Annotated in this window: 14 protein-coding genes and 1 pseudogene; 3 read left to right on the forward strand and 12 right to left on the reverse strand. The window is 71.7% G+C overall.

What is annotated here, in order from left to right; genetic code table 11:
• The first annotated feature begins 15 nt into the window (after positions 1-15).
• The gene (locus tag ACZ499_RS27535) at positions 16-1113 is read left to right on the forward strand and encodes a TDT family transporter (protein ID WP_468678869.1); all 1098 of its coding nucleotides are present in this window, start codon (positions 16-18) and stop codon (positions 1111-1113) included.
• Here ACZ499_RS27535 and ACZ499_RS27540 read toward each other — a convergent pair.
• From ACZ499_RS27540 to ACZ499_RS27555, 4 genes are all read right to left on the reverse strand, one after another.
• On the reverse strand, positions 1082-1822 hold the full coding sequence (locus ACZ499_RS27540) for a helical backbone metal receptor (RefSeq protein ID WP_468678870.1): 741 nt from the start codon (positions 1820-1822) through the stop codon (positions 1082-1084). The genes ACZ499_RS27535 and ACZ499_RS27540 overlap by 32 nt on opposite strands.
• Positions 1822-2373, reverse strand: a complete 552-nt coding sequence (locus tag ACZ499_RS27545; RefSeq protein ID WP_190089632.1) for a helix-turn-helix domain-containing protein — start codon at positions 2371-2373, stop codon at positions 1822-1824. Before ACZ499_RS27545 ends, ACZ499_RS27540 begins: the two co-directional genes overlap by 1 nt.
• A gap of 216 nt (positions 2374-2589) precedes the next feature.
• The gene (locus tag ACZ499_RS27550) at positions 2590-4386 is read right to left on the reverse strand and encodes an ABC transporter permease/substrate binding protein (RefSeq protein ID WP_468678873.1); all 1797 of its coding nucleotides are present in this window, start codon (positions 4384-4386) and stop codon (positions 2590-2592) included.
• Complete coding sequence (locus tag ACZ499_RS27555) at positions 4379-5443, reverse strand: quaternary amine ABC transporter ATP-binding protein (RefSeq protein ID WP_468678874.1); 1065 nt, start codon at positions 5441-5443, stop codon at positions 4379-4381. Before ACZ499_RS27555 ends, ACZ499_RS27550 begins: the two co-directional genes overlap by 8 nt.
• Before the next feature lie 261 nt (positions 5444-5704).
• Here ACZ499_RS27555 and ACZ499_RS27560 point away from each other — a divergent pair, with 261 nt between their 5' ends.
• Positions 5705-6613, forward strand: coding sequence for a 5'-3' exonuclease (locus ACZ499_RS27560; protein ID WP_468679021.1), 909 nt, complete (start codon positions 5705-5707; stop codon positions 6611-6613).
• Between the two features lie 125 nt (positions 6614-6738).
• Positions 6739-7578: a siderophore-interacting protein gene (locus tag ACZ499_RS27565; RefSeq protein WP_468678876.1), complete on the forward strand. Its 840-nt coding sequence runs from the start codon at positions 6739-6741 to the stop codon at positions 7576-7578.
• A 169-nt stretch (positions 7579-7747) separates the two neighbouring features.
• On the opposite strand, the gene ACZ499_RS27570 is transcribed toward ACZ499_RS27565, so the two are convergent.
• The 8 genes and pseudogenes from ACZ499_RS27570 to ACZ499_RS27605 all read right to left on the reverse strand — a co-directional run.
• Entirely contained in the window at positions 7748-10582 is a 2835-nt protein-coding gene (locus ACZ499_RS27570) for a DEAD/DEAH box helicase (protein ID WP_468678878.1), read from the reverse strand.
• A gap of 144 nt (positions 10583-10726) precedes the next feature.
• Positions 10727-11683, reverse strand: coding sequence for a twin-arginine translocase subunit TatC (tatC, locus tag ACZ499_RS27575; RefSeq protein WP_468409167.1), 957 nt, complete (start codon positions 11681-11683; stop codon positions 10727-10729).
• Between the two features lie 62 nt (positions 11684-11745).
• A complete protein-coding gene (tatA, locus tag ACZ499_RS27580; protein WP_385541814.1) occupies positions 11746-12027 on the reverse strand; it encodes a Sec-independent protein translocase subunit TatA in 282 nt (93 codons plus the stop codon).
• A 222-nt stretch (positions 12028-12249) separates the two neighbouring features.
• Positions 12250-12447, reverse strand: a complete 198-nt coding sequence (locus ACZ499_RS27585) for a hypothetical protein (protein ID WP_468409170.1) — start codon at positions 12445-12447, stop codon at positions 12250-12252.
• Positions 12448-12456: 9 nt separating this feature from the next.
• Complete coding sequence (locus ACZ499_RS27590; protein ID WP_468678881.1) at positions 12457-12729, reverse strand: hypothetical protein; 273 nt, start codon at positions 12727-12729, stop codon at positions 12457-12459.
• A 6-nt stretch (positions 12730-12735) separates the two neighbouring features.
• On the reverse strand, positions 12736-13722 hold the full coding sequence (locus ACZ499_RS27595) for a helix-turn-helix transcriptional regulator (protein ID WP_468678882.1): 987 nt from the start codon (positions 13720-13722) through the stop codon (positions 12736-12738).
• A gap of 15 nt (positions 13723-13737) precedes the next feature.
• Positions 13738-14688, reverse strand: a complete 951-nt coding sequence (locus tag ACZ499_RS27600) for a helix-turn-helix transcriptional regulator (RefSeq protein ID WP_468678884.1) — start codon at positions 14686-14688, stop codon at positions 13738-13740.
• A gap of 137 nt (positions 14689-14825) precedes the next feature.
• Positions 14826-15110, reverse strand: a pseudogene (locus tag ACZ499_RS27605) (FKBP-type peptidyl-prolyl cis-trans isomerase); the annotation flags it as partial.
• Between the last annotated feature and the right edge of the window lie 124 nt (positions 15111-15234).

Here is a 15234-nt window from a genome sequence, read left to right on the forward strand (position 1 = left end):
CGCGAAGGTGGATACATGGTCACCCTCACCCACCCCCGCGCCGACACGGTCACCGCGCGCTTCGCACCCCTGCGGCACCTCGGTCCCAACTGGTACGCCACGGTCATGGGCACCGCGATCATCGCCAACGCGGGCGCCGGGCTGCCGTTCCGTGTGCCGGGACTGCCGGTGGTGTGGGCCCTGTCGCTGGCCATGCTCACCGTCCTCGTCGCCGCCCGCGCCGCACACTGGCGCCACCACCGCGACCGGGCCCGCGCCCACCTCATGGACCCGGGCGTGGCTCCCTTCTACGGCTGTATGTCGATGGCGTTCCTGGCCGTCGGCATCGGCACCCTCACCGTCGGCAAGGACGTGATCGGCGAGGGCGCGGCGGTCCCGCTGGCCTGGGCGCTGTACGCGATCGGCACCGCGACCGGCCTCGCCGTCGCCGTGGGCATCCCGTACCTGATGGTGGTCCGCCACCAGGTCGCCCCCGGCACCGCCTCCCCGGTCTGGCTGCTGCCCGTGGTGGCCCCCATGGTCTCCGCGACCCTCGGCGCGCTCCTGGTCTCCCACCTCCCGGCCGGCCAGCCCCGTGAGGCGATGCTGCTCGCCTCGTACGCGATGTTCGGCATGAGCCTGCTCGCCGTGCTGGTGCTGCTGCCCCTGGTCTTCGCGCGCCTGGTCCACCAGGGCCCGCTGCCCCTCGCCCTGACCCCGGCCCTGTTCCTGGTGCTCGGCCCCCTCGGCCAGTCCACCACCGCCGTCAACAAGCTCGCCGACGTGGCCCCCGGCGCGATCGACGCCACCAACGCGGGCGGCCTGAGCGCCTTCGCCGTCATCTACGGCGTCCCCGTGATGGGCTTCGTCCTGATGTGGCTCGCCCTGGCCACCGCCATGGTGGTCCGCGCCGCCCGCTCCGGGATGCCCTTCGCGATGACCTGGTGGGCGTTCACCTTCCCCGTCGGGACCTGTGTCACCGGCGCCGAGGGCCTGGCCCACCACACCGGACTGGACGCCTTCACCTGGCTCGCCTACGGCCTGTACGCGCTGCTCGCCGCGGCCTGGCTGGTGGCGGGCGCCCACACCGTACGCGGCCTGGTCACCGGCAGGCTGCTCGCAGCGCCCCGCTGAGCGCGCCCGGCGCCGCCGCGAGCGACGGCCCGTACCAGGTGAGCAGACGGCCGTCGACCAGCGCGGCCGGGAGCTGCGGGAACGCCTCCGGGCCGTCGTCGGCGGTGAAGCGGTAGGGCTCGTCGGGGAGGACCACCAGGTCCGCCCCGGCGGCCCTCAACTCGTCCAGGGGGACGCGCGGATAGCGCTCGGCGTGCTCCGCGTACACATTGCGGACGCCGAGCCGGTGCAGCAGGTCCCCCGCGAACGTGTCGCGGCCGAGCACCATCCAGGGACGGCGCCACACCGGCACCACGGCGGCGACCGGCTCGGCCGGAGGCACCAGGTGCTCCCAGGCCTCGCGCGCCTCGTCGAGCCAGCGGGGCAGGGGCAGCCCGCAGGCGTCCACCAGGACCCGCTCCAGCTCCGCGAACGCCTGGTCCAGGACGCGGACCTCGGTGACCAGGACCTCCAGCCCCGCCGCGCGCAGGGCATCGAGGTCGGGCTCCCGGTTCTCCTCCTCGTTGGCGATCACCAGATCAGGGCGCAGCGCCGCGATCGCCTCCGTGTCGGGGTTCTTGGTGCCGCCGATCCGCGCCGCCGCGAGGTCCGGCGGGTGCGTGCACCAGTCGGTGGCGCCGACGACGAGCCCGGGGGCCGTGGCCGCGACCGCCTCGGTCAGCGAGGGCACCAGCGAGACGACCCGGGGACCGGCCGCCGGGGACGCCATCAGTGGCGGGTCTCCTCGATCGCCTCGATGTGGTCGGCGACCGCGACGAGCAGGATCCGGGTGCCGGGCACGGCCGCGCGCCAGCGGTGGCGCACCCCGCCGGAGAGGCACAGCGTGTCGCCGCGCTCCAGCCGGTAGGCCCGGCCCTCCGCCTCGACCTCGGCGGCGCCGTCGGCCACGTACATCAACTCGTCGTTGCGGTGCTGGAACTCGCGCGCGGTGTCGTGCTCGCCGGTGAACTCCATGGCGTGCAGCTGGTGGTGGCCGCGCAGCAGCTGGCGCACCCCGCCGCCGTCGCTGTCGTCGGCGCGGGCGACCTCGACCGTACGCGCGGTGTCGGCGGCGTCGTACAGCTCGGGGACGGTGGTGCCCAGGGCGTCGGCCACGCGCGCGAGGGAGCGGGCGCTGGGGCGGGCCCGTTCGTTCTCGATCTGGCTCAGGAAGGGCACCGAGAGGCCGCTGCGCTGCGCGACCGCGGCGAGCGTCAGCCCCAGCTCGCGGCGTAGCCGCCGCACCGCCACTCCCACCCGAAGAGTTTCCTTGTCGTCCATCTCTCCGGCTCCCTCCCCGTCACCTGGACCACTGCGGCCGCCGCACTGCATGCACCCTACGCAGCTTCGGCGCCCGGGGGCACCATCACGTGGAAGAAGAGTGCCCGGACGGCGTGCTGGGCTTATCCGCACGGATGGGGCCCCGCCGGTGTCCGGCGGGGCCCCATCCGTGTGCGGGCGGCTGGAACCATTCGCCCGTTCGCCGTGCCCGCGCGGCTACCCGGCGGTGGGCGTCCACTTGTCCGCGAGGCCCGGGTTGGCGTCGAGCCAGGCGCGGACCGCCTGCTGCTCCTGGCCCTTGCCGGTCGACTGGATCTTCGCTTCGAGACCGGTGAGCTGCTGCTCGGTCATCTTGAAGTTCTTCAGCCAGGCGCCGGCCTTCGGGTTGTCGTCCGAGAAGCCCTTGCGGGCCAGGGTGTGCACCCCGTCGCCCTTGCCCCAGCTGCCCTTGGGGTCCTTGAGCTTCGTCAGGTCGTACGTGCTGTACGCCCAGTGCGGCGACCAGAGCGTGACGACGACGGGCTCCTTCTTGGCGTACGCGCGCTTGAGCTCGGCGAGCATGGACGGCGTCGAACCGTCGACGACCTTGTACTCGCCGTCCAGGCCGTACTCCTTGAGGACCTTGTCCTTGAGCAGGCCCATCATTCCGGCGCTCGGCTCGATGCCGATGATCCTGCCCTTGAACTGGCCGGACTTGCCCTTGAGGTCGTCGAGCGAGTCGATGCCCTTCATGTACGAGGGCACGCTGAGCTCCAGCGAGGTCGGGCCGTACCAGGAGCCGAGGTCCTCCAGCTTGTCGTGGTACTTCTGCCAGTACGTGGCGTGGGTGACCGGGAGCCAGGAGTCCGTCTCGAAGTCGATCTGGCCGCCCGCCATGCCGGTGTAGAGCGCGCCCGCCTCGTACTGCTTGGTGTCCACCTTGTAGCCGCGGCGCTCAAGGAGTTCCTTCCAGAGGAAGGTGGAGGCGATGCCCTCGTCCCAGGGGATGTAGCCCAGGGAGACCTTCTTGCCCTTGCCGACGTTCTCGGCGCCGGAGGCGGTGGCCGTCGACGAGGAGCCGAACATGCCCATGCCGCCGGCCACGAGCGCGAGGACGACCACGCCGACGACCGCGACGGCGGGCTGCGGACGGTGGTTCCAGATCTTGGCGCCGGACGTCCTGGCCCGGGCCAGTGCCCGGCGGCCGACCGGCGAGACCTGACGGCCGAGCGCACCGGTCATCCGGTCGAGGTACATGGCGAGGACGACGATGGAGATGCCCGCCTCGAAGCCGAGGCCGATGTCGACGTTGCCGATGGCCCGGTAGACCGCGCCGCCGAGCCCGCCGCCGCCGACCATGCCCGCGATGACGACCATGGACAGGCCCAGCATGATGACCTGGTTGACGCCCGCCATGATCGTGGGCAGCGCCAGCGGGAGCTGGACCCTGAGCAGCGTGTTGCGCGGGGTGGTGCCGAACGCCTCGGCCGCCTCGACCAGTTCGGGGTCGACCTGGCGGATGCCGAGCTCCGTCATGCGCACGCCCGGGGGCAGCGAGAAGACGATGGTGGCGATGATGCCGGGGACCACGCCGACGCCGAAGAAGATGATGCCGGGGATCAGGTAGACCATGGCGGGCATGGTCTGCATGAAGTCCAGGACCGGGCGGCTGATCGCGCTCACGGTCTTGGACCGGGACGACCAGATGCCGAGCGGCACCGCGAGGAGCAGTGTGACGACGGTCGCCACGAGGACCAGCGACAGCGTCGACATGGCCTCGTCCCACAGCTCGATCGAGTCGATGAGCGCGAACCCGCCGAAGGCGAGCACACCGGCGACCAGACCGCGCAGCCACCAGGCGACGACGGCGAGGATGCCCGCGAAGAGCAGCGGGTGCGGCGCGGACAGGACGGCGTCGATGCCGTCGTACATGCCGTTGACGACCTTGGTGATGGCGTCGAACAGCCAGGAGAGGTGGTTCTGGAGGAAGGTGACGGCGCTGTCCACCCACTCGCCGAGAGGGAGCCTAGGCACGGGCCACCTCCTGCATCGAGCAGGCGACCGGCCCGCGCTGGTCGTCCCCGAGGAAGGCGATCAGCCGCTCCTGCGGTACGACGCCGAGCAGCGACCCGTCGGTGTCCTTGACGGCCACGGGGTGCGGCACGCGCGCGGCGACGGCGCAGAGGTCCGCGACGCTGGTGTCCGCGGTCACGCTCTCGCAGGCGCAGTCCCCGGCGTCGGGGCGGTGCGGTGCGGTCATCACGGACACGGCGCTGAGCACCCGGGAGCGGTCGACGTCCTGGATGAACGAGGCGACGTAGTCGTTGGCGGGCGTCAGGAGGATGTCCTCGGCGCTGCCGAGCTGCACGATCCGCCCGTCGCGCATCACGGCGATGGAGTCGCCGAGCCGCATGGCCTCGTTGAGGTCGTGGGTGATGAACACGATGGTCTTCTTCAGGCGTTTCTGGAGTTCGAGGAGCTGGTCCTGCATGTCGCGCCGGATCAGCGGGTCGAGCGCGCTGAACGACTCGTCCATGAGGAGCAGGTCGGCGTCGGTGGCGAGGGCGCGGGCCAGGCCCACGCGCTGCTGCATACCGCCGGAGAGCTCGTCCGGCCAGGAGTCGCCCCAGCCGGCGAGCCCGGTGAGCTCCAGGGCCTCGGCGGCGCGCTTCTCGCGCTCGGCGCGCGGCACGCCCTGGACCTCCAGGCCGTACGCGGCGTTCTCCAGGACGTTGCGGTGCGGGAAGAGCGCGAAGTGCTGGAACACCATGCTGATCTTGGTGGAGCGTACGGCGCGCAGCTCGCGCGGGCTCAGGCCGGTCAGGTCCTGGCCGTCGTAGAGCACCCGCCCGGAGGTGGGCTCCAGGAGCCCGTTGAGCATCCGTAGCAGCGTGGACTTTCCGGACCCGGACAGACCCATGACGACGAAGATCTCGCCGGGCTCGACCGTGAACGACGCGTCGATCACCGCCGCGGTCGTCCCGTCGGCCCGCAGCTCCTCGCGGTCGGCGCCGCCTTCGAGCTTGCGCACCGCGTCGTCGGGTCGTCTGCCGAACACCTTGTAGAGCTGCTCGGCTTGCAGCGTGGACACATAAACCTCACGGGTAGAACTGAGAACGGCCCGCATCCCCCGCGGGCGGGCCGTGGAGCGGCGCGGATTCGGTCCGTCGCCCTGTGTATGCGGTGCCGTAGTCGTTGAGACCGATACGAGGGTCCGCTCCGGCGCCGCGCCTGCCCGGCTTTACCCGGGGCAAACGCCAACGTGATCCAGTTCACTACCGCGCGTAGTGACTGTCGGCGCACGGTGACTGTCAGTGGCGTACGGCATCATCGGGGTGTGACGCGACGCCTGATGCTCCTCGACACCGCTTCCCTGTACTTCCGGGCCTATTTCGGGGTCCCCGACTCGGTCCGGGCCCCGGACGGCACCCCGGTCAACGCCGTGCGCGGCCTGCTCGACTTCATCACCCGCCTGGTCCAGGACCACCATCCGGACGACCTGGTCGCCTGTATGGACGCGGACTGGCGCCCGCACTGGCGCGTGGAGCTGATCCCGTCGTACAAGGCGCACCGGGTGGCGGCGGAGACGGCCGACGGCGTCCCGGACGAGGAGGAGGTCCCGGACACGCTGGCCCCGCAGGTCCCGGTGATCGAGGCGGTCCTGGACGCGCTGGGCATCGCCCGGGTCGGCGTCGCGGGGTACGAGGCGGACGACGTGATCGGCACCCTGGCCTCGGCGGCCCCCGGCCCGGTGGACATCGTCACGGGCGATCGCGACCTGTTCCAGCTGGTCGACGACGAGCGCGGGGTGCGGGTCCTGTACCCGCGCAAGGGCGTGGGCGACTGCGACACGGTCGACGAGGACCTGATCCGTACGAAGTACGGAGTACGGGCCGATCAGTACGCGGACTTCGCGGCCCTGCGCGGCGACGCCAGCGACGGCCTGCCGGGCGTGAAGGGCATCGGCGAGAAGACGGCCGCGCAGCTGATCACGGAGTACGGCGATCTGGCGGGCGTGCGCACGGCGGCCGGGGACCGCACCTCCCGCCTCACCCCCGCCAAGCGCCGGGGCATCGCCGAGGCCGCCGCGTATCTGGACGTGGCCCCGAAGGTGGTCCGGGTGGCGCTGGACGTGCCGCTGCCGGCGTTCGACCCGGCGCTCCCGGCCGAGGCGCTGCACCCGGAGACGGTGGACGAACTGGCGCAGCGATGGGGGCTGGGAAGCTCGCTGACCCGGCTGCTGACGACGCTGGGGCGCTGAGGTTCGGGGGGCCGGTAAAAGGGTGAGCCCAGATGGCCGGGATGCTAACTTAGGCAAACCTAAGAAGAGCAGACGGTTCAGCGCGCCGGGCAGACGAGTCCGGCACACATCAGGGGAGCAACGCTGTGGCAGAACGACCGGCCCGCAAGGGGTCACGGGCTCATGAGACGCACGTGGTGCGCACGGAGTGGATCACTCCGCACATGGTCCGGGTGGTCCTGGGGGGCGCGGCGGCGAGCGGCTTCGCCGTCGGCGAGTACACCGACCACTATGTGAAGCTGCTCTTCCCGGCGCCCGGGGTGACCTACCCCGAGCCGTTCGATCTGGAGCGCGTGCGCGCCGAGTTCCCGCGCGACCAGTGGCCGAGCAACCGGACGTACACGGTCCGGACGTGGGACGCCGAGCGGGACGAGCTGAGCATCGACTTCGTGGTCCATGGCGACGAGGGCCTGGCCGGACCGTGGGCCGCCCGCGCCCAGGCCGGCGACGTCATCCACCTCTCCGGCCCCGGCGGCGGCTACGGGCCGGACCCGGCCGCCGACTGGCACCTCCTGGTCGGCGACGAGAGCGCCCTCCCGGCGATCGCCGCCACGCTGGAGCAGATGCCCGAGGGCGCGGTGGTCCACGCCTTCGTGGAGGTCCCCGGCCCGGAGGAGGAGCAGAAGATCCCCGCTCCCGACGGGGTCGAGGTGACCTGGCTGCACCGCGGCGAGGCCCCGGTGGGCGACGCGCTGGTCGCGGCGGTGCGGGAGCTGGCCTTCCCCGAGGGCGACGTGCACGCCTTCGTCCACGGCGAGGCGGCCTTCGTGAAGGAACTCCGCCGCCATCTGCGCCTGGACCGGGAGATCCCCCGCGACCGCCTCTCCATCTCCGGCTACTGGCGCCTCGGCCAGAGCGACGAGGCCTGGCGCGCGGTCAAGCGCGAATGGAACGAGCAGGTGGAACGGGAGCAGGAGGCGGCGTGAGGCCCGGGGGCCCTCTCCGGGGCCCCCACCCCATCCAGGGGCGCGGGCCTGCGACATGTGCGGCTCCGCCGCGATGGGGGCCCCTGTTCGAGCGAAGCCGAGAACAGGGGGGAGCGACCAGCCCCCACCTGCCCGCAGAAGAAACCCGCACCCCCGGAGGGACTACGCCTCAGCCCACCGAGCTGTACGCCACCACGCCCCTCAGCACCGCGTCCACCGCCTTGCGGGCGTTCTTGGCGACCGTGCTTCCGGCCGAGGAGCCGGGGGCCGCCGCCGCGATCTGGCCGAGTACGTCGATGACCTGCTTGCACCAGCGGACGAAGTCGCCCGCGGGCATCTCCGCCTCGCGCAGCACCTCGTCCAGCCCCTGGCCCGAGGCCCACTGGAAGGCCGCCCAGGCGAAGCCGAGGTCGGGCTCGCGCTGGCCGACGCCCTCCGCCTGGTTGATCTTGTGGTCCTCCTCCAGCGCGTCGAGCCGGCCCCAGATGCGGACCATCTCGCCGAGCGCCGCCTTGGCCGCGCCCGAGGGCAGCTTGGGCGCCACCGCGTCGTCGGCCTGACGGGCCTCGTACACCAACGCCGAGACGCACGCGGCCAGTTCGGCCGGACTGAGGCCCTCCCAGACGCCCGCGCGCAGGCATTCGCTGGCCAGCAGGTCCAGCTCGCCGTAGAGCCGGGCGAGGCGGCGGCCGTGCTCGGTGACCTCGTCGTCGCGCAGATAGTCCAGCTCGGTCAGGAGCGCCACGATCCGGTCGAAGGTGCGGGCGATCGTATTGGTCCGCCCCTCGATGCGGTGCTCCAGCTGCTGGGTGTCCCGCTTGAGCCGGTAGTACCGCTCGGCCCAGCGCGCGTGGTCCTCCCGCTCGTCGCAGCCGTGGCACGGGTGGGCGCGCAGCTCGGCGCGCAGCCGTGCGATCTCGCGGTCGTCGGCGGCCTCGGCGCGGCCCCTGCGGTGCCGGTCGGGCACGATGTGGCCCGCCTTGGTGCGCAGCGCGGAGGCGAGGTCGCGACGGGACTGCGGCGAGCGCGCGTTGAAGGACTTGGGGACCCTCATCCGCTCGATCGCCTCCACCGGCACCGGGAAGTCGATCGCGGCGAGCCGCTTGACCTGCCGCTCGGCGGTCAGCACCAGCGGGCGCGGCCCGTCGTGCTGTTCGAAGCCGCGGTGGCCGTTGGAGCGCCCGGCCGGGATGCCCGGGTCGAGCACGAGCGCGAGCCCGGCGAACTTCCCGGTCGGCACATGGATCACGTCGCCGGGCTTGAGCTTCTCCAGGGACGCGGCCGCCGCGGCCCGCCGCTGGCTGGCGCCCTGCTTGGCGAGCTCCGTCTCACGGTCCTTGAGGTCGCGGCGCAGGCGCGCGTACTCCTCGAAGTCCCCCAAGTGGCAGCTCATGCCCTCGCGGTAGCCCTCCAGGCCCTCCTCGTTGCGCTGCACCTGGCGGGAGATGCCGACGACGGACTTGTCCGCCTGGAACTGGGCGAAGGAGGTTTCCAGGAGCTCGCGCGAGCGGTGCCGGCCGAACTGTTCGACCAGGTTGACCGCCATGTTGTACGACGGCCGGAAGCTGGAGCGCAGCGGATACGTACGCGTGCCCGCGAGACCCGCCAGCGCACCCGGGTCCATGCCGCGCTGCCAGAGCACCACGGCGTGGCCCTCGACGTCGATCCCGCGGCGCCCGGCGCGGCCGGTCAGCTGGGTGTACTCACCGGGGGTGATGTCGGCGTGCTGTTCGCCGTTCCACTTCACCAGCTTCTCCAGGATCACCGTCCTGGCGGGCATGTTGATGCCCAGGGCGAGCGTCTCGGTGGCGAACACCGCCTTCACCAGGCCGCGCACGAACAGCTCCTCCACGACCTCCTTGAAGGTCGGCAGCATGCCCGCGTGGTGGGCCGCGATGCCCCGCTCCAGGCCCTCCAGCCACTCGTAGTACCCCAGGACGTGCAGGTCCTCGCCGGGGATGGAGGCGGTGCGCTCCTCGACGATCTCGCGCACCTTGTGGCGCGCCTCCTCGTCGTTGAGGCGCAGGCCCGCGTACATGCACTGCTGGACCGCGGCCTCGCAGCCGGCCCGGCTGAAGATGAACGTGATGGCGGGCAACAGGCCCTCGGCGTCGAGCCGTTCGATGACCTCGGGGCGAGCCGGCGTCCAGATCCGGGAGCGCTGGCGGCGCTCGCGCTCTCGGTCGGCCTCGCGGACCATCTTGCCGCGCCTGCGGTCGCGCGGGTTGTACGTCTTCTGGTTCTCCATCCGGGCCATGCGCAGCAGGTCCGGGTTGACCTCGCGGCGGGCGCCGCCGCGGCCGCCGTGGTCGGTGGACTCCTCGAAGAGGTCGTACATCCGCCGTCCGGCCAGCACGTGCTGCCACAGCGGGACCGGGCGGTCCTCCGAGACGATCACTTCGGTGTCGCCGCGGACGATGTCCAGCCAGTCGCCGAACTCCTCCGCGTTGGAGACGGTCGCCGACAGCGACACCAGCGTCACCGACTCGGGCAGGTGGATGATCACCTCTTCCCAGACGGCGCCCCGGAAGCGGTCGGAGAGGTAGTGCACCTCGTCCATGACCACGTAGCCGAGGCCGAGCAGCGACTGGGAGCCCGCGTAGAGCATGTTGCGGAGCACCTCGGTGGTCATCACGACCACCGGCGCCTCGGAGTTGACGCTGTTGTCGCCGGTGAGCAGGCCGACCTTGTCCGCGCCGTAGCGTCTGGCCAGGTCGGCGTACTTCTGGTTGGAGAGCGCCTTGATCGGCGTGGTGTAGAAGCACTTGCGGCCCTGCTGGAGGGCCAGGTGCACGGCGAACTCGCCGACGATGGTCTTGCCGGAGCCGGTCGGGGCGGCCACGAGCACACCCTTGCCGGCTTCGAGTGCCTGGCACGACTCGATCTGGAAGGGGTCCAGATCGAAGTCGTACAGGTCGCGGAAGGGTGCGAGCGCGGTGGCCTGCTCGGCGGCGCGGAGCCGGGCAGCTGCGTACGCTTCGGCTGGTGAGAGGTCCTCTGTCATCTTGTCTTCGAGCCTACCCGCCGCCTCTGACAGAGGTCTCGATCTTTATCGGGACCGGGGCCCGGGACGGAGTGCGGGGCGGCCGGGAACGCGGAAGCGGCCGGGTGCGCGCCGTGCGCGCCCCGGCCGCTTCGCGGCGTGGGATCAGGTGATGTCGTCGTAGCCGTTGACCCGGCTGCTGGAGCGGCCGCCGTCGGCCTGCTCGGGCAGGGACGGGGTGGTGACCGGCTCGATCTCGCCGATGTCCGCCGGAGTGAGGTCGAGGTCGGAGGCCTCGTCGTCGGCGGGCTTGGCTTCCTCGCGTTGGCGGCGGCGCTTGTCGTTGAGCATGGAGACGCCGACGGCGATGAAGTAGAGCAGCACGATCGGGGTGGCCAGCGAGAGCATCGAGACGGGGTCGACGGTCGGCGTCGCGAAGGCCGCGAAGACCGTGACGCCCATGATCATGCCGCGCCACCAGCCCAGCATCCGGCGGCCGGTGATCACTCCGCTGAAGTTGAGCATGACCAGGAAGAGCGGCAGCTCGAACGAGAGGCCGAAGACGATGATCATCCGCAGCACGAGGTCGATGAGCTCGTTCAGCGGGAGCAGGTTCAGCGCGCCGTCGGGGGTGAACTCAAGGAGGACCTTCGCCGCCGCGGGCAGCACGTGGTAGGAGAACCAGCCGCCGGCGACGAAGAGCGGGAAGCCCGCCGCGACGAAGCCCAGGGAGTACTTCTTCTCGTTCTTGTGCAGGCCCGGGGCGACGAACGCCCAGAGCTGGTAGAGCCAGACCGGGCTGGCCGCCACGACGCCCGCCACCAGGGACGTCTTGATCATCAAGGTGAACGGCGACATGAGGCCGGACATCGTGACGTTGCCGCAGTGGTCCTTGTCACCCTGCTTGGCCAGCTCGCCGAAGCCCTGCGTGCAGCCGACCGACTCCTTGATCGGCTTGATGATCAGGTCGACGATGTCCTTGTAGTAGAACGCCGCCACCACGGCGCAGACCAGGATCGCGAGGACCGCCTTGGCGAGCCGGTTGCGCAGCTCACGGAGATGATCCGAGAGGGGCATCCGCCCCTCCGGGTCCTTCTGCTGATTGCGGGCAGACTTCAGCAACCCACGTCCTCATCTCGTGCGGCAGGGCACCTTGGTGATCAGTGCCTGCTTCGGCCCAGGTGTCAGCGGGTGGAGTCGGTCGGCTCGGTGACGGGACGCGAGCTGCTGACGTCGCCGGGGGCCGACTGGATGGTGCGCTGCACCGGCGGCTGCTCGCCCGGGTGCGGCGGGTCGGCGGGGGCGGTCTGCTGGCCTTCGGACTTCATCGCCTTCGCCTCGCTCTTGAGGATGCGCGCGGACTTGCCGAGCGAGCGCGCCATGTCCGGAAGCTTCTTCGCGCCGAACAGCAGGACGATGACGACGAGGATGAGAATGATCTCGGGGGCGCCGAGCCTTCCGAACATAAGCTTTTACCTTCTCACCGAGGCGACATGGGTGGGGCTGCGTGGGTTCGACCGGACTGGTGTCCGATCGCATGCGTGCAGCGATCGTAACGCGCAGGGGTAAACGCTGGGCAATCCCCGTGCGTACTCCCGTGACACGGCCCACTGCCTCGCTCCGTGGTCCGCGCTCTGAAGCGTACCTAAAGGGACGGACAGACAGGAGTCCGCACGACCCGCGCACGGTCAGCGCAAGGTCTCCCCGGTGGCCGAGAGTTCAACTGCGGCTCGCTCCAGGTCCTCGGCGGCCTTGTTGATCTTCTGTGTGGTGTCGGCCACTTGGCGGCCGAGCCGCTGCGCCTCGACGAACACCTTGATCGCGAGGACACCGAGGACGGAGATTCCGAGGAACCCGAGGGCGATGGCGGTCATCGGCCAGAACATGAGCGGACCCTAGACGCTGGAGTGGAGGCGGAGGGTGCGGACCCCTCCGCCGGTGAGGAGTTCGACGATGCGCTCACCGGCCGGCTTGCGCACGGCGGAGCCGCACTCGGGGCAGGTGAAGGAGTAGAAGGTGGTACGGCGGCTGGCGCCGATGGCGAGGCGCAGCGCCCCCGCGGCGAGCTCGAAGCGGGCACGGCAGTCGGGGCAGGCGGCCTTGAAGAGCACCGACTGGACCGCGGCCATCTGACGGGAAATACCGGGCAACGCCGACATATTGCGCATATCTCCTCAGCTCTGTCCGTCGTGCGCGCTCTGCTCTTCGTACGCCTCCAGTGCCGCCAGCGCCGCACTGCGGGCGCTTTCGGCCAGTTCACCGGGGGCGACGATCCGGCCGTCGCGGCCCAGGCGCAGCGCGAGGCGCCGCAGCGAGGCAGGCTCGGGGGTGCGCAGAGTGATCCGCAGACCGCCGTCCGCCAGCTCCTCGGCGCTGTCGTGCGGGTAGTACTCGGCGACCCAGCGCCCGCCGGGACCCACCTCGACGATCACCTCCGGGTCCTCGGCGGCGGGCTGCACCAAACCCTCCGAGAGGTCCCGCAGCTCCAGCTCCGGCGGCGCGGCCGGCTCGTCGAGCAGTCGGATTTCGGCCACCCGGTCGAGACGGAAGGTGCGCCGCGCCTCCGAGAGGCGGCACCACGCCTCCATATACGTGTGGCCGACGGCGAAGAGCCGGATCGGGTCGACCTCGCGCTCGGTGAGCTCGTCGCGCGCGGGCGAGTAGTAACGCAACCACAGCCGCCGCCGCTCCGAGATCGCCCGGTCGACGTCCGCGAAGACGCCGCCCTCCGACTCGAAGGTCACCGAGAGCCGGGAGCTGGCGCCCGCCGCCTCCCCGGCCGCCGCCTCCAGCTTGGCGGTGGCGCGCAGCAGCGCCTGGCGGTCGCCCTCGCGCAGACCCGGCAGCGTCGCCACCGCGCGGGCCGCGACCAGGAGTGCGGTCGCCTCGTCGGCGGCGATCCGCAGCGGCTCGGCCGCCTCGGCGCCCAGGGCGCCGGGATTGCGCCACCAGATGCGGTCGCCGTCGGTGTCGATGTCGAGGAGGTCGCCGCCGCGGAAGCTGGTCCCGCACATGGGCAGCACGTCGAGGTCCGAGATCAGCTCGTCCTCGGTGATCCCGAAGGCGCGGGCGACGTCGGCGACGTGCGCCCCGGGCCGCTCGCGCAGATAGGTGACGAGGGAGAGCATCCGCCGCGTCTGGTCGATGGCGTTGGCAGCCATGGTCGTCCGGTCCCCTCAGCCCTTGGCCACGGCGCGCAGCCGGTCCACCACGTCGGCCCGCAGGTCCGCGGGCTCCAGCACGACCACATCGGGGCCGAACTCCACGAGCCAGGCGTCGAGCCCATGCCCGTACGGAATCTCCAACTCGTCCCACCCGCCGCCGAGTTCCCGCGTCGAGGTGGCCCGCGAGCGCAGCGGATACCCGGCGCCCGCGCGCAGCCTGATCCGCGCGGAGCGGGTGGCGGTCTCCCCCGCCCAGCTCTCCACCGTCTCGCGCACGGTGACCACGTCGGGCACCGGCGCGGTGAAGGCGCCGGCCCGCGAGCGCACCTTGCCGGTGATCCGGGAGAGCCGGAAGACCCGCTCGGCGCCCCGGTCGCGGTCCCAGCCCGCCAGGTACCAGTGGCCGCGCCAGCACTCCAGGGACCACGGCTCGACATGGCGGGTCCCGGGGCGGGCGGCGGTGGCCTTGCGGTACTCGAAGACGACCGCGCGGCGGTCGCGGCACGCCAGCATCAACGGCTCGAAAGCGGCCTCGTGCACCGGGATGCGTGGCTCGATCGCGCTGTGCTCGTACGGGTTGTCTGCTTCCGGCATTCCGGCGGCGCGCAGCTTCTGCAGTGCGCCGCTGGCCGCGCCCGCGAGCCGGGCCTGCTGCCAGACCCGGGCGGCCAGGCCCAGGGCGGCGGCCTCCTCGGCGTCGAGCTGGACCGGCGGCAGCCGGTTGGAGTCACGGCGGGCCAGATAGCCCGTCTCGCCGTCGAGGTTCTCCACCGTCTCGATGACCAGGCCGAGTTCGCGCAGATCGTCCTTGTCCCGCTCGAACATCCGGTTGAAGGCGTCGTCCGACCCCGCCTCCAGATAGGCCTCGATGGAACCGCGCAGCTCGCGCTTGCTGAGCGGACGGCGCGTGCCCAGCAGACACAGCGCCAGGTTCATCAACCGCTCGGCCTTGGCAATCGCCATCGACGCCCTTCGCCTCTCCTCGTCATGAGGGAGCGGCTCCGCTGCTCCCGACCGTTGACCGTACCGTCCCCGGGTGTCGTGGCAAAAGCCGAGGGCCCGTGCCAGGCGGCACGGGCCCTCGGTGTGATCGGGTGTGATCAGACAGCGACCAGGTCGCAGACGAAGATAAGCGTCTCACCCGGCGCGATCTGGCCACCGGCGCCACGGTCGCCGTAGGCGAGGTGCGCGGGGATGACCAGCTGGCGGCGGCCGCCGACCTTCATGCCCTGGATGCCCTTGTCCCAGCCCTGGATGACCTGACCGGCACCGAGCTTGAACTCCAGCGGGTTGCCGCGGTTCCAGGACGCGTCGAACTCCTCGCCGGTGGAGAAGGCGACGCCCACGTAGTGGACCTTCACGAAGTCGCCGGCCTTGGGGGGGGGGGGGGGGGGGGGGGGGGGGGGGGCGTTGGGCGGGGGGGGGGGGGGGGGGGGGGGGGGTGGGGGGTGGGGGAGGGGGGCCGGCCGGCCTCTCCGCCAGACCCCCTATAGGCGCTTCGCTGTGGGG

The organism is Streptomyces sp. NPDC031265 (assembly GCF_055570295.1).

What these genes read in the sequence shown, in the direction of transcription:
- ACZ499_RS27590 (WP_468678881.1), bottom strand. Translation starts at nt 12,729, where the DNA reads ATGCGCAATATGTCGGCGTTGCCCGGTATTTCCCGTCAGATGGCCGCG.
- ACZ499_RS27600 (WP_468678884.1), bottom strand. Translation starts at nt 14,688, where the DNA reads ATGGCGATTGCCAAGGCCGAGCGGTTGATGAACCTGGCGCTGTGTCTG.
- ACZ499_RS27570 (WP_468678878.1), bottom strand. Translation starts at nt 10,582, where the DNA reads ATGACAGAGGACCTCTCACCAGCCGAAGCGTACGCAGCTGCCCGGCTC.
- ACZ499_RS27595 (WP_468678882.1), bottom strand. Translation starts at nt 13,722, where the DNA reads ATGGCTGCCAACGCCATCGACCAGACGCGGCGGATGCTCTCCCTCGTC.
- tatA (WP_385541814.1), bottom strand. Translation starts at nt 12,027, where the DNA reads ATGTTCGGAAGGCTCGGCGCCCCCGAGATCATTCTCATCCTCGTCGTC.
- ACZ499_RS27585 (WP_468409170.1), bottom strand. Translation starts at nt 12,447, where the DNA reads ATGTTCTGGCCGATGACCGCCATCGCCCTCGGGTTCCTCGGAATCTCC.
- ACZ499_RS27560 (WP_468679021.1), top strand. Translation starts at nt 5,705, where the DNA reads ATGCTCCTCGACACCGCTTCCCTGTACTTCCGGGCCTATTTCGGGGTC.
- ACZ499_RS27535 (WP_468678869.1), top strand. Translation starts at nt 16, where the DNA reads ATGGTCACCCTCACCCACCCCCGCGCCGACACGGTCACCGCGCGCTTC.
- ACZ499_RS27545 (WP_190089632.1), bottom strand. Translation starts at nt 2,373, where the DNA reads ATGGACGACAAGGAAACTCTTCGGGTGGGAGTGGCGGTGCGGCGGCTA.
- ACZ499_RS27540 (WP_468678870.1), bottom strand. Translation starts at nt 1,822, where the DNA reads ATGGCGTCCCCGGCGGCCGGTCCCCGGGTCGTCTCGCTGGTGCCCTCG.